The 13,165-nt window shown below is 75.2% G+C and carries 9 protein-coding genes and 1 pseudogene; 4 read left to right on the top strand and 6 right to left on the bottom strand.

Translation table 11 applies throughout. From position 1 onward, the window contains the following. Window positions 1–159 precede the first annotated feature (159 nt). Complete coding sequence (gene epmA / locus MNY62_RS24245) at window positions 160–1,173, top strand: EF-P lysine aminoacylase EpmA (RefSeq protein ID WP_242346907.1); 1,014 nt, start codon at window positions 160–162, stop codon at window positions 1,171–1,173. 282 nt (window positions 1,174–1,455) lie between these two features. On the opposite strand, the gene MNY62_RS24240 is transcribed toward epmA, so the two are convergent. The 4 genes from MNY62_RS24240 to MNY62_RS24225 all read right to left on the bottom strand — a co-directional run bounded on the left by MNY62_RS24240 (window position 1,456) and on the right by MNY62_RS24225 (window position 7,581). Next, entirely contained in the window at window positions 1,456–3,234 is a 1,779-nt protein-coding gene (locus MNY62_RS24240; RefSeq protein ID WP_242346906.1) for a sensor histidine kinase, read from the bottom strand. An 8-nt stretch (window positions 3,235–3,242) separates the two neighbouring features. Beyond that, window positions 3,243–5,387: a cyclic nucleotide-binding domain-containing protein gene (locus MNY62_RS24235; RefSeq protein ID WP_242346905.1), complete on the bottom strand. Its 2,145-nt coding sequence runs from the start codon at window positions 5,385–5,387 to the stop codon at window positions 3,243–3,245. 115 nt (window positions 5,388–5,502) lie between these two features. Continuing rightward, complete coding sequence (locus tag MNY62_RS24230; RefSeq protein WP_242346904.1) at window positions 5,503–6,669, bottom strand: class I SAM-dependent rRNA methyltransferase; 1,167 nt, start codon at window positions 6,667–6,669, stop codon at window positions 5,503–5,505. A gap of 66 nt (window positions 6,670–6,735) precedes the next feature. After that, a complete protein-coding gene (locus MNY62_RS24225; RefSeq protein ID WP_242346908.1) occupies window positions 6,736–7,581 on the bottom strand; it encodes an MBL fold metallo-hydrolase in 846 nt (281 codons plus the stop codon). Window positions 7,582–7,804: 223 nt separating this feature from the next. Between MNY62_RS24225 and MNY62_RS24220 the strand changes: the two genes are divergently transcribed. From MNY62_RS24220 to MNY62_RS24210, 3 genes are all read left to right on the top strand, one after another. After that, window positions 7,805–9,391: a CotH kinase family protein gene (locus tag MNY62_RS24220; RefSeq protein ID WP_242346903.1), complete on the top strand. Its 1,587-nt coding sequence runs from the start codon at window positions 7,805–7,807 to the stop codon at window positions 9,389–9,391. A 233-nt stretch (window positions 9,392–9,624) separates the two neighbouring features. Continuing rightward, window positions 9,625–10,947, top strand: a complete 1,323-nt coding sequence (locus tag MNY62_RS24215; protein ID WP_242346902.1) for a purple acid phosphatase family protein — start codon at window positions 9,625–9,627, stop codon at window positions 10,945–10,947. A gap of 134 nt (window positions 10,948–11,081) precedes the next feature. Continuing rightward, window positions 11,082–11,723 (top strand): hypothetical protein, encoded by a 642-nt coding sequence (locus MNY62_RS24210; RefSeq protein WP_242346901.1) that lies wholly within the window; start codon window positions 11,082–11,084, stop codon window positions 11,721–11,723. On the opposite strand, the gene MNY62_RS24205 is transcribed toward MNY62_RS24210, so the two are convergent. Both MNY62_RS24205 and MNY62_RS24200 read right to left on the bottom strand, forming a co-directional pair. Then, a complete protein-coding gene (locus MNY62_RS24205) occupies window positions 11,620–12,681 on the bottom strand; it encodes an NADH:flavin oxidoreductase/NADH oxidase (RefSeq protein WP_242346900.1) in 1,062 nt (353 codons plus the stop codon). The genes MNY62_RS24210 and MNY62_RS24205 overlap by 104 nt on opposite strands. 85 nt (window positions 12,682–12,766) lie before the next feature. Next, window positions 12,767–13,165, bottom strand: a pseudogene (locus MNY62_RS24200) (hypothetical protein); the annotation flags it as partial.

Genomic DNA, 13,165 nt, shown 5'->3' with positions numbered 1-13,165 from the left:
TCGTGGCCCGCCGAGGACGTGAGGTCCCGTCCAGGCGGCGCGCCACAGTGACCTCAGCCGCGGTGGTGTCGGCCAGCCCGACCCCGACCCCGACCTCGACCTCGACCCCGCTCGAAACGCGCTCGGCGCCCATCCCTCTCCGCGGTTACTCTCCCGCGCATGCCAGCCACCCGACGCGATCGCGCTCGCCAGCGCGCCCGGCTCGCCGCGGAGGTGCGCCGGTTCCTCGGCAGCCTCGGCTACGAGGAGGTGGAGACGCCCACCCTCGTGCCGGCGCCCGGGATGGAGCCGCACCTCTCGCCCTTCGAGGCGCGCTTCGTGCCGGAGGGCGGGGGGGAGGCGCAGCCGCTCTGGCTCATCACCAGCCCCGAGTACGCGATGAAGCGCCTGCTCGCGGAGGGCTTCCCGCGGATCTTCCAGCTCTCGCGCGTGTTCCGGAACGGCGAGGTCTCGCGCACGCACAACCCCGAGTTCACGATGCTCGAGCTCTACCGGGCGGGCACCGACTACGAGGGCGTGATGCAGGACCTCGAGCGGCTGGTGGAGGCGTGCGCGCGCGCCGTCGCGGGGGGCACCCGCGTCGCCCGTGGCGGGCGCACGATCGACCTCGCCGCGCCCTTCCCGCGCACCACCGTCGCGGACGCGTTCCTTCGCCACGCCGGCGTGGACCTCGCCTCCTGCGCGGGCGACGCGGCCCGGCTCGCCGCGGCGGCTCGCGCCGCGGGCCACGACCCCGGACCGCCCGGGGAGCCGTTCGACGACGTGTTCTTCCGCGTGATGCTCGACGCGGTCGAGCCGCGGCTCGGGGTGGAGCGGCCGGAGTACCTCGTCGACTGGCCCGCCTCGATGGCCGCGCTCTCCCGGGTGAAGCCGGACGATCCGCGCTGGGCGGAGCGCTTCGAGCTCTACGCCGGGGGGCTCGAGCTCGCGAACGGCTACACCGAGCTCACCGACGCGGCGGAGCAGCGCGCGCGGCTCGTGGAGGAGCAGGCGCTGCGGCGCGTCCTGGGGCGCCCGGTCTTCCCGCTCGACGAGCCCTTCCTCGAGGCGGTGGGCCGCATGCCCGACGCGGGCGGCGTCGCGGTCGGGTTCGACCGCGTGCTCATGCTCGTCGCCGGCGCGGAGACGATCGAGGATGTGCTGCTCTTCCCCGCGCGGGATTTTCTGGCGTGAAGAAGCAGGAGCGAACACGCGCCGCCCCCAGGGAGGGGCCCCGTCGCGAAGCGACGGGGAGGGACGCAGTCCCTCCCGGCGGGGAATGGTCGCGAACCCGCGAAAGCGGGCGCGACCGTTCACGGGCCCCGCCGAGCAGCGGCGAACGCAGGCGCCGCCGGAAGAGGCGGCGCCGGGTGAGCGGGGGACCGGGGGACGCGCCGTGGGCGTCCCCCGGCAGGAAACCGGGGCCCCGACGACGGCGGCCAGCCGTCGGCGGGGCGGGGGCGCAGCCCCCGTTTTTCAGTGCGCGGCCGCGGGCTCCCGCGGGCCGTGGCCGGTGCGGACGCAGAGCGGCCGGAGCGGGAGCTCGACCTGGAACGTGGAGCCCTTCCCGGGTGAGCTCTCGACGCGGATCGTCCCGCCGTGCGCCTCGACGATCCGCCGCACGATGTAGAGGCCGAGCCCGAGCCCGCCATAGTTGCGGGACGAGACCGCCCGCTCGAAGCGCTCGAAGATCTGCGGCTGGTCCGCCGCGGCGATCCCGATGCCCTGATCGCGGACGACGAGCAACGCGCCCGTGGCCGAGGGGCCGTAGCTCACCTCGACGGGCTTTCCGGCCCCGTACTTCACGGCGTTCGAGAGCAGGTTCGTCACGACCTGCGAGAGCCGCAGCCGGTCCCAGGCGCCGCGCACCGCCGTGCCCGAGGCGGAGAGCGTCGAGCCGGTCTGCGAGGCCTCGTCCTCGAGCTGGGCGAGCGCGTCCGTCACCACCGCCCCGAGCTCCACCTCCTCGAGATCGAGGTCGAGCTTCCCCATGTGGATGCGCGAGACGTCCAGCAGCGCCGCGACGAGCTTCTCGAGCCGCTGCCCCTGCCGCTCCGCCGCCACGAGGACGCGCTCCACGTGCTCGGGCGGGAGCCGCTCGAGCGCCTCGCGCGAGGTGACCCGCCGCATGTTCCCGAGCGCGAGCCGGAGGGCGGTGAGCGGCGTGCGCAGCTCGTGCGAGGCGATGGAGAGGAACTCGTCGCGCGCCGCGACCGCGTTCTGCGCGTCGGAGTAGAGCCGCGCGTTCTCGATCGCCTGGGCGGCGCGGTGGGCGAGGTCCTCGAGCAGCGCCTCGTCGTCCGCCGTGTACGGCGCGCCGCCCGCGTCGCGCATGAGCGTGATGTGGCCGAAGACCTCGTGCCGCTGCGCGAGCGGCGCGATGAGCAGGCTCGTCACGCCCTCGAGGTAGGGCCAGTACTCCGGCTTCATCTCGTTGCGCACCGTCTCGCGCGAGAGCGCCGGGATGCGCAGCGTCCGCCCGCTCGCGAGCGGGCCCGCGGTGAGGCCCTCGCCGGTCCGCTGCGGGGCGGCGGCGATGATCCGCCGGCGGAGCGCGGCCCGCTCCGGGGAGGGGTGGTAGACCGCGACCGGGACGAGCCAGTTCCCGTCGGGCGAGACGACGCGGATGAGCGCGCCGTCGCCGATGAGCTCGCACAGCCGGCGCGCGACGGTGTCGAGCGTGGTCTTGTAGTCGAGCCCGGAGGCGAACACCCGCGACGCCTCCGCCAGCGCCTCGAGCCGCTTCGCCTGACGCCGCAGCGCGAGCTCCGCCTCCGCCCGCTCCGTGATGTCGACGCCGGTCGCCACGACCGCGCGGACCTCGCCGGCGGCGTCGAGGAGCGCCGCGTTGGTCCAGGACACGAGCCGGCGCTGGCCTTCGCGCCCGACCCAGTGGTTCTCGTACGTCGTCGTGAGCGCCCCGGCGAGGATCTGCTCGAAGGTGGCGCGGACGCCCTCGCGCTCCTCCGGCAGGATCAGCTCCCACACCGGCTGCCCGAGCATCTCGCCGGCGAGGTAGCCCGTGGCGCGGGAGCAGGCCGCGTTCCAGCGCTGGATGCGGCCCTCGCGATCGACCACGACGACCAGCGCGGCGGTGCGATCGATCACCGCCTCCGCCAGCGCGCGCTCGTCGACGAGCTCCTCCACCTCCGCGCGCAGCGCCGCGGCGTCCTCGGGGGCGCACGCGCGGGCGGCCTCCTCCACGACCTCGCGGAGGCGGCGGAGACGACGCGAGCCGCTGCCGGTGAACGGCATCCCGGGCCTCAGTACTCGAACCCGCTGCCGCCGATGAACTCGCGCAGGAGCGAGGTGGGCGGGACGTGGTCGGGGTAGATGGAGACGAAGCGATCGACGAGGTAGCGGAGGCGGTGGGCGGTCGGGTAGGCGGGGTGGTGGGGCGGCACCTCCAGGAGGTACCGCTCGGCGAAGACCTTCAGCACGGCGGGCTCGTAGACGAGCGACGAGTCGAACACCACGTCCGCCTCGTGCTGGTGCGGGAAGATGTGCTCCCGCTCCCCGGCCTGCACCGACGGCCAGCGCAGGATGTTCTCCGCCGCGCCGTACCCGCGCCGGTGGCGGTCGCGCACGATGCGCCTCAGGAGCCGCAGGTCCGTCGCGGACGTGCGCGTGAGCCGGTCGAAGGGCAGGGTGGTGGCCGGGTGGATGAACACGCGGTACAGCGACCCCGCCGGCGGGATGTCGTCGAGCAGGCGCGGGTCGAGCCCGTGGATGCCCTCCACGAGGAGCACGTCCCCGGGGCGGAGCTGGATGACCGCGCCGCCGCCGGGGTGGCTCGTGCCGGTGAGGAAGTCGTAGCGCGCGGTGCGCACCGCCTCCCCCGCGATGAGGCGGCGCACGTGATCGTGGAGGAGCGGGAGGTCGATCGCCTCGAGGGCCTCGAAGTCGAACTCCCCCGCCTCGTCGCGCGGCGTGCGCTCGCGGTCCACGTAGTAGTCGTCGAGGCCGAGGGCGACCGGGTTCACCCCGTCGATCTGGAGCTGGACGGTGAGCCGCTTGATGAAGGTCGACTTGCCCGACGAGGACGGCCCCGCGATGGCGATCACGCGCAGGCGGTCGCGGCGGGCGGCGATGGCGTCGGCGATCTGGCCGATGCGCTTCTCGTGGAAGCCCTCGGCGACGCGGATGAGCTGCGACACCTGGCCGGAGATGCAGAGGTCGTTGAAGGCGCCGACGCTCGTCACGTCGAGCGCCTCGAGCCAGCGCTGGTGCTCCGCGACCATCCCGCCGTCGCGCGCCGGTGGCTGGGGGCGCGCCGCTCCGCCGCGGCGGCCGTTGCGCGGGTCGCGGTCGCCGAGATCGAGCGCAAGCCCGTCCTCGCTGGGCTCGAGCCGGAACCCGCGCACCGCGCCGGTCGAGGGCAGGAGCGGGCCCATCGAGAGCGCGTACAGCTCGCCGCACGAGACGAGCCGCACGGTGGCCTGCCTGCGGATGCGCAGGAGCCGGGCCGCGTCCTCCCAGCCGCGCTCCGTGAAGTGCGCGGCGGCCTCGTCGGTCGGCCAGTACTCGAGCCGGAAGGGGGCGTCGGCCTGGGCGAGGCGCGCCATCTGCTCGGCGAGGCGAGCCGCGTACCCCGGCCGCGCGGCGGGCTCCAGGCCGGGGACCTCGACCACCTGGCGCGTCCCCCGCGACGGGCCCATGCGGACGCCGAGCGAAGGCGCGAGCTGGTGAGCCGCCTCGAGGAGGAGGAGCCCGACGGAGTGGGCGTAGATGGCGCGCCCTTCCCAGTGACGGAGGGTGAGCGGCGCGACGGTGGTGTCCGTGAAGACCGGGGTCGCGAGCGAGACCGGCTTGTGCCCGAGGAGCCCGCCGACGACGAGCGCGCCGTCGAGCTCGGCCGGGAGCAGCTCGGCGAGGCGCGTCCCGGTGCGGACGCGCCGGACCTCGCCTAGCAGGTGCACCGTCACCTCGGCGGCGCGCGGCAGCGAGCGGCCGCGGAGCAGGAGCCCCATCTCGCCGGTCACGCGCTGGAGCTCCTCCGAGAGCGTCGCCGCGAGCGCGGTCGCGAGCTTCGCGGCGAGCGCGGGATCGTCGCGCAGGAGCGCGTCCCAGCCCCGCGGAGAGAGGCGCGCCACCGTGAGCGGGGTCTCCGCGGTGACGGTCTCGCCCCGGTGGTCCGTCGAGAGCGGCGCGAGCTCGCCGTAGTGGTCGCCTGGCCCGAGGCGCCGGAGCGGGAGGTCGGCGCTGCGCAGCGTGGCGGCGCCCTCGAGCACGAGGTCGAGGCCTCGCCCTGCGTCGGCGTCCGCGTGGACGCGCGTGCGGGCGGGGACCGCGACGAGCTCGGCGCGGCCGAGCAGGCGAGCGCGCTCGGCCGCGTCGAGGCCCGACAGGAGCGGCGCGCGCGCGAGCGCGTCGAGCGGGCCGGTGCCGAGCTCATCGGGCCGGATCATTCCGGGAGCGTCTCCTCCGCGAGAGTACGGCTCGCGATCCTACCCCGCCGCGCTGCCTCGCCGATAGGAGGTCCGGCGCCGGGCGAGCGCGCCCGCGCGGGGCCTTCGCCCAGCGTCAAATGACGCGCAGGACGAAGCACTTCAGGTACCGCGTCTCGGGGACGCCGAGCAGCACGGGGTGATCGCGCCCCGCGCCGCGGCGCTCGAGGAGCTGCACGCGCCGCCCCGCGTCGTTCGCGGCGTCGAGGACGAGCTCCTCGAGCATCGCCTCGGCCATGTGGTAGCTGCACGACGCGGTCACGAGGATCCCGCCCGGCTTGAGGATCTGGATCGCGCGGAGGTTGACCTCCTTGTAGCCGCGCCGCGCCGCGGGGAGGGCGTCCTTGTTCTTCGCGAAGGCGGGGGGATCGAGCACGACGAGGTCGTACGCTGGCGGCTCCTCGGCGCGGTCGCGCAGGTAGTCGAAGGCGTTCGCCTCGACGACCTCGACGTTCTCCGCCCGGTTCAGCGACACGTTCTCGCGCAGGAGCCCCGCGGCGGTGGGCTGCATCTCGACGGCGGTGACCTGCTCGGCGCGGAGGGCGAGCTGCAGCGCGAACCCGCCCGCGTAGCTGAAGCAGTCGAGGCACCGGCCGCGCGCGTACTCGCCGGCGCGGAGATGGTTCTCGCGCTGGTCGAGGAACGCGCCGGTCTTCTGCCCGGCGAGGAGGTCGATCCGCATCTTCACCGGGCCCTCGGGATAGACGACGGGGCCCGGCGCCTCCCCGCGCAGCACGCCCTTCACCTGCGCGAGCCCCTCGAGCTCGCGCACGCGGACGTCGTTCCGCTCGACGATGGTCCGCACGCCGAGCGTGGTGGCGACGAGCTCCGCGAGGAGCGCCTTGCGCCGGTCCGTCGCGGGGACGAGCGTCTGCATCACGGCGGCGTCGCCGTAGCGATCGACCACCAGACCGGGCAGCAGGTCCGCCTCGCCGTGGACGATCCGGACGAACCGCTCGTCGCCGAACGCCCGGCGACGCAGGTCCACCGCCGCCTCGAGGCGCTCGGCGAGGAACGCCTCGTCCACCGGCACCTCGTCGCGCGTCACGACGCGCAGCGCGATCTTGGAGCGCGCCGACCAGAACGCCTTCGCGAGGAAGCGGCCGCGGCCGTCCACCACCGCCACCACGTCGCCCGCCTCGGCGGCGGGCGGCCTCTCCACGTCGGCGCGGTAGATCCACAGGTGCCCGGCGACGAGGCGCTCGGCGCCCCGGCGGCTGACGGTGACCTTCTGCTCTTCCATCGTCGGGCTCCTCCGGCCAGAAAGCCGGAGACCCTTACCCGAGGTGAGCGCGCCGCGCCAGCACCCTCACAACTCCACGGCCTCGTGGAACACCGGCTGCCCCTCCTCCTCGCGCAGCCGGCACCCGGCCATGAGCGGATCGTGCTCGAACACGAGCACGCCCTCGTCCTCGAGCACCTCGGCGAGGAGCACCTTCTTCTCCTCCACGGTGGTGACGGGGAAGAGGTCGTAGCCCATCACCCAGCTCGGCCGCAGGTGCGCGTGGGTCGGGATGATGTCGCCGCAGTACACGAGGTGGGTGCCCTCCCCGCGGAAACGCGGGAGCTGCTGCCCGACGGTGTGGCCCTCGGAGAGGATGAGGTCCACGTCGGGGAAGGGCGAGGCGTCGCCGTCGATGAGGTGGAGGTGGTTCGAGTGCTGCAGCAGCGCGAAGTCGTCCGGCAGGAAGCTCCCCGCGTCGCGATCGGACGGTGCGTGTGCCCACAGCCAGCTGCGCCGCTGCAGGTGGTACGTCGCGCGCGGGAAGGAGAGCTCGAGCCGGCCGTCGCGGCCGCGGCGGGTGGTGCCGCCGGCGTGATCGAAGTGCAGGTGGGTGAGGAGGACGTCGGTCACGTCCTCGCGCGAGAGCCCGAGCCGCGCGAGCCCCGCGTCGAGCCCGCCGGCGGAGCGATCGATCCCGTAGATGTCGGAGCGCTTCGCGTCCCACTTGTCGCCCAGGCCGTCGTCCACGAGGATGACGCGGCGCGCGTCGCGGTCGATCGCGACGAGGCAGCGCGCGGCGAGCCGGATGCGGTTCCGCGCGTCGGGGGCGAGCTTCTTCTCCCACAGCGGCCGGGGGACGATCCCGAACATCGCCCCGCCGTCGAGCGCGAACCAGGCGTCGACCACGGTCGCGATCTCGTAGCGGCCCATGCGCACGGGACGAACCTACGCGGCCGTGGCCGGGGCGGCCACTTCTTCGCCCCGCCGCGCGCCCGCCCCGCGTCCCCCCTCCTCGGACGAGCACCGCGGACCGTTCGCGGGGCGCCCGCCGGGTCGGCTCCCAGTCGAGCAGGTGCGCGCGGCTCAGCGCTGCCGCACGGTGTGCCCGAATGCCGGAGGGGGCATGACCCGACGCCCGAATGCCGGAGGGGGCATGACCCGACGGACGACCGCCGCGCGTGCGGCCGCGGCCTTGGTCACGCTCGCGCTCGCCGTGGCGTGCGGCCCGCCCATCCACGAGGCAGACGGGACGGGGGACGATCCGATCGTGCCGCCCCCGCCTCCTCCACCGCCGCCTCCGCCGCCGACCGCGTGCGGCCTGAAGATCACCGGGCCGGCGTGGATCCTGGAGGGCGACGCGCTTCGGCTCACGGTCGCCTGCTCGGATGGCGAGCCCTTGCCCGCATCCTCGATGCTCGAGGGCCTGCCCGCGGCCGCTCGGCTCGACCTCTCGGCGGGCACGATCTCCTGGCAGACCGGGCTCGCCGACGCAGGCGTGTACGACGTCGTGGTGCGCGTGCCCGCCGACGGCGAGGCGAGGCTCCGCGTCGGCGTGGTCGATCGCTGGGACGCGGGCGGGAACTCGCCGCCCGATCCTGCCCGCTACACCGAGGAGTACGGGCTCCCGGTGCTCCACCTGAAGGTCGGCGCTTCCGTGAGCGACACCACCTACGTCCCCGCGACGCTCACCTACCGCGGCCGGAGCCACGCGATCGAGGTGAAGTACCGCGGGACGCGCTCCATCGACTTCCCGAAGAAGAGCTACACGCTCTCGTTCCCCGACGCGGCGCAGTTCTCGGATCCGGTGTTGGGCTTCCCGTCGCGGAAGAAGCTCCTGCTCGTCACGACGTTCGACGACGCGACGCAGATCCGCGATCGGCTGGCGCTCGGGATCTGGCGGCGCGTCGCCGATCGGCCGATCGACGTCCGCACCGCGAGCGCCGTGCTCTACCTGAACGGCGAGTATCGCGGCGTGTACGTGATGAGCGAGAAGATCGGCGGGCAGGTGCTGAGCGAGCACGGGCTCGACGGCGACGGGAACCTGTACCAGTCGAAGACGAACCTCGCGAACTTCTACGCGACCGGCAACGAGGGAGAGACGAAGCTCACCTGGCACGACGGTTATGCGAACGAGGAGGGCACCCCCGCGCAGGGCCAGCCCGGCGCGTTCGACGATCTCGACGCGCTCGTTCAGCTCGTCGCGACCGCCGACGACAAGACGTTCGCGGCGCGCCTGCAGGCCGTGGCCGACGTCGACGAGCTGCGCGACTGGTGGGTGCTCGTCATGCTCGCGCGCTCCTCGGACTGCGCACGCAAGAACGTCTTCCTCTACCACGACCCGCTCGGCGGCCCCTGGCGCGCGACGGTGTGGGACTACGGCGCGAGCCTGGGTCAGGACTGGCGCACCGAGCACCAGGCGCCGGACTCCGGCGAGGAGTTCGTCTGGGAGAACGGGCTCTTCCGGCGGCTGCTCGCGCCACCGTTCGCCGCGGGCACTCGCGCCCGGCTCGGCGCGGCCGTCCGCGAGCGCGTCCCCGTCGCCGACGTGCTCGCGGCGTTCGACACGCTCGCCGCGGGGACCTCCGCTGCCGCGAGGCGCGACGAGGCGCGCTGGCGCGACGAGCAGGAGGCGTTCTTCGCGCGCGAGGGGCGCGCGGGCTGGCCCTCGCGCGAGGAGGAGGTCGCGTACGCGCGCGGCTGGATCGCGGCGCGCTGGGCGTACCTCGCGGGCCGCTACTGACGCCCGGCCGGCCGGTCGTGGGGGTCGGTCGGCGCGCGCACGGTGCCGCGTCGCTTGCGATACCAACGAATCCGCTCGCCCCTGGGCCCTTCTCCACGTGAGCTCGGGGGCCCCCTTCAGAGGGGGTTCACCACCCAACTCTTCCCGCGCGCGGGATGTTTCCGGGGCGCAGGGGCGTTCGACTCGGGGCGCGGGTGATCGGGCGAGGTCCCGCTCTCCCGCCCGGAGGTCGGATGAACGCACGGGTTTTCCTTCTCCTGACTACCCTCGCCGCCGCGGCGCCCGCGCTCGCCGCGCCGTCGCAGGTCCACCTCGGCTGGCAGGGGCCCACCGACACCACGATGACGGTCACCTGGCGCTCCACCGAGGCGACGGGCTCCGTCGAGTACGGGTCCGACGCCAGCTACGGGCAGGTGAAGGCGGCGGTCTCCGCCGCGTACCAGGGCTCCTACCTCCACGAGGCGCAGGTCACCGGCCTCTCCCCCGGGACGAGCTATCACTACCGGTGCGGCAGCGCGGCGAGCTGGTCGGCGGACCGTACGTTCACGACGGGGCCCACGCCTGCGGCGGGCGCGAGCTTCCGCTTCGCCGCGTTCGGCGACAGCCGGACCGACGACGCAGCGCGCGCGCAGGTGCGCGCCGCCGTGCAGCGGTCCCAGCCGGCGTTCGCGATCGACTCCGGCGACCTCGTCGACAGCGGCGGGACGCAGTCCTACTGGGATGGCTGGTTCGCGACGATGGAGCCCCTCGTCTCGGCGACGCCGTTCGTCTCCGCGGCCGGCAACCACGACATGGGCGGCGGGCTCTTCTTCGCGCAGCTCGCGCTGCCGCGCCACGTGCCCACCGCCGCCGGCTACGACGACGAGGCGTACTTCTCGTTCGACTACGGCAACACCCACTTCGTCGTGCTCTTCACCGAGCCCGCCGGCACCTCGGGCGACGCCCAGGACCAGTGGCTCGAGGCCGACCTCGCGCGCGCGGCGAGCGATCCCGACGTGCGCTGGACGGTGGTGTCGTTCCACCGCCCGCCGTACTCCTCCGGCGAGCACGGGAGCGACACGGGCCTGCGCCAGCGCTGGGGCCCGGTCTTCGAGAAGTACGGCGTCGACCTCGTGCTGAACGGCCACGACCACGACTACGAGCGGAGCCAGCCGATGGTGGGCGGACAGCGCGCCGAGGGCGGCGTCACGTACGTCGTGACCGGCGGCGCGGGGGCCCCGCTCTACACCGCGGGCACGAGCGCGTTCACCGCGTTCTCGCGCGCGACCCACCACTTCGTCGAGGTGGACGTGACGGCGAACACGCTCACGCTCGAGGCGCGGGACGTGGACGGCAACGTGTTCGACACCCTGACGCTCACGCACCCGTCTCCGCTCGCCGAGACCCCCGCGACGCCGGGGCCGACGCCCGGCGGCTCGGGGCAGACGGAGACGCCCGTCCCGCCCGGCGCGGGCGCGGCGAGCGCCGGCGGCGGCTGCGGTCTCGGCGGCGGCGCGGCGACGCTGTCCTCGCTCCTCGCGATCGCTGGGATCGCCCTCCTGCGGAGGCGCCGGTGACGGCGCCCGCGGGTTCCCGCGGCTGCGGCCGCCCATCCGCGCGGCCGCGCCCTGCCACGCGGCGCGCTCCCCGCGGCGCGCTCGCCGCTCCGGCCGTCCCCGCTCGCGTGAGGTCGGTCGGATGGAGGCCGGTCGTGGCTGGCGCGCTCGCGTTCGCCGGCTGCTTCGCCTACGCCTTCGTGCGGTACGTCGTCGTGAAGGGGGAGCCGCTCGCGAGCGTGCCCCTCTACGTCACGAACAAGGCGCTCTCCGTGGTCGCGGTGCTCCTCGTCGGCGCGGCCGCGGCCCGCCCGAGGGCCGCGTGGCGGCGCGGCGCGCGGGCGGCGGGGCTCCTCGCCGCGGCGCTGCACGGGCTCGCGTCGGTGGTGCTCCTGCGGCCCGCGTACCTCGCGAGCCTGTACGCTCCGTCGGGCCGGCTCGCCGCCTCGGGGGAGCTCGCCGTGCTGTGCGGCGCCGGCGCGCTCGTCGCCTTCGCGGCGCTGAAGCTCGCGCGGCCGCCGCTCCCCGCCGGCGCTGCACGCCTCGCGGCCCACGGCGCGCTCGCGCTCGTCGCGGTGCACTGCGCCGCGCTCGGCGCGACCGGCTGGCTCGCGCCGGCGACGTGGCCGGGCGGCCTCCCGCCCCTCACGCTCATCGGGGCGCTCGCCGCCGCCGTCGGTCTCGCCGCGTCGATCAGCGCGCGCGGAGGTACTGCTTCGGCCACGGCCCGTCCTGCCCGAGCGCCCGCGCCGCACGAAGCGGGAAGTGCGGGTCGCGGAGCATCTCGCGGGCCATGAGCACGAGATCCGCCTGCCCGGAGCGGATCACGTGGTCCGCCTGCTCGGGCGCGACGATCATCCCGACCGCGCCCGTCGCGACGTGCGCCTCGCGGCGGATGCGCTCGGCGAAGCCGCTCTGGTAGCCCGGTCCGGCGGGCACCTTCGCGGTCGGCACGAGCCCGCCGGACGAGACGTCGACGAGCTCGACGCCGAGCGGGGCGAGGCCGCGGGCGAGCTCCACCGACTGCGCGACGTCCCAGCCGCCCTCCTCCACCCAGTCCGTCGCGGAGATCCGCACGATCACCGGCAGCGGCTCCGGCCACTCCGCGCGCACCGCGCTCACCACCTCGCGCACGAGCCGCGTGCGGTTCTCGAACGAGCCGCCGTAGGCGTCGGTCCGGCGGTTCGAGAGCGGCGAGAGGAACTGATGGAGGAGGTAGCCGTGCGCGGCGTGGATCTCGACCGCACGGAACCCCGCCGCGGTCGCGCGCCGCGCCGCGGCGGCGAACGCCTGGACGACGGCGCGGAGCTCGCCCGCGTCGAGCGCGTGCGGAGCCGCGTCGCCGTCCCTGAACGGCAGCGCGCTCGGCGCCACGGGCAGCCACCCCCCTGCGCTCGGCGCGACCGGCCCGCCGCCCTCCCACGGCGGCGCGGTCGAGGCTTTCCGGCCGGCGTGGGCGAGCTGCAGGCAGGTCGCGGCGCCCTGGGCCTCGACGAAGCGGACGACGCGCGCGAGGGGCTCCACCTGCGCGTCGTCCCACAGGCCGAGGTCGGCGGGAGAGATGCGCCCGCGCGCCTCCACCGCGGTCGCCTCGAACATGACGAGGCCGGCGCCGCCGGCGGCGCGAGCGCCGAGGTGGACGAGGTGCCAGTCGTTCGCGCGCCCGTCGACGGCCGAGTACTGGCACATCGGCGAGACGGCGATCCGGTTGCGCAGGGTGAGGGAGCGGAGGGTGAGCGGCGAGAAGAGGTGCATGCCGGGCGATGAAGCCCCTGTGCGGGCGCGAGCGCAAGCGCGCCGACGGGGTGCCCGGACCGGCGGAGGTTCTCGAGCGCGCCCCCTATCGCTCCTCGTCCTCGTGCGGCAGCGCGGCCCCGAGGTCCTCCTCGCGGACGCGCGCGTCCTTGGCCGGCGCGGAGAAGCCCTCGTGCGGCGCGACGTGAACGAGCTCGTGCTCGGGGACGTCCTCCCCCGTGCCTGCTTCGCCTGGCCGCTCCGGCCGAGCCTTCAGGTCTCGCCGATCGACGCGCCCGGGGCGGAGCGGATCGGGTCGCGCCGAGGCGAGGCCGGGCTCGAGCTCGGCGGGGCTCTTCACCTCGTGCACCTGCGGGACGCGGCGCGACCGTCCCTGCGCGCCGGGCTCGCCGGGCCGGCCGCGCGCGGCGAGCGCCGCCGCCTCGCGCGCGTCCGCGCGGCGCGCCTCGCCGGCGTCGCCGAGCACGCGCACGAGCCGCGACGC

It is taken from the genome of Anaeromyxobacter terrae, assembly GCF_022690685.1.
GTDB lineage: Bacteria > Myxococcota > Myxococcia > Myxococcales > Anaeromyxobacteraceae > Anaeromyxobacter > Anaeromyxobacter terrae.
Note: the sequence above shows the minus strand (reverse complement) of the source record. Positions and strands in the feature narration are given on the sequence as shown.

Excerpts from the sequence above, each read along its gene's own strand:
- epmA (WP_242346907.1), top strand. The coding sequence starts at position 160 with ATGCCAGCCACCCGACGCGATCGCGCTCGCCAGCGCGCCCGGCTCGCC.
- MNY62_RS24240 (WP_242346906.1), bottom strand. The coding sequence starts at position 3,234 with ATGCCGTTCACCGGCAGCGGCTCGCGTCGTCTCCGCCGCCTCCGCGAG.
- MNY62_RS24235 (WP_242346905.1), bottom strand. The coding sequence starts at position 5,387 with ATGATCCGGCCCGATGAGCTCGGCACCGGCCCGCTCGACGCGCTCGCG.
- MNY62_RS24230 (WP_242346904.1), bottom strand. The coding sequence starts at position 6,669 with ATGGAAGAGCAGAAGGTCACCGTCAGCCGCCGGGGCGCCGAGCGCCTC.
- MNY62_RS24225 (WP_242346908.1), bottom strand. The coding sequence starts at position 7,581 with ATGGGCCGCTACGAGATCGCGACCGTGGTCGACGCCTGGTTCGCGCTC.
- MNY62_RS24220 (WP_242346903.1), top strand. The coding sequence starts at position 7,805 with ATGACCCGACGGACGACCGCCGCGCGTGCGGCCGCGGCCTTGGTCACG.
- MNY62_RS24215 (WP_242346902.1), top strand. The coding sequence starts at position 9,625 with ATGAACGCACGGGTTTTCCTTCTCCTGACTACCCTCGCCGCCGCGGCG.
- MNY62_RS24205 (WP_242346900.1), bottom strand. The coding sequence starts at position 12,681 with ATGCACCTCTTCTCGCCGCTCACCCTCCGCTCCCTCACCCTGCGCAAC.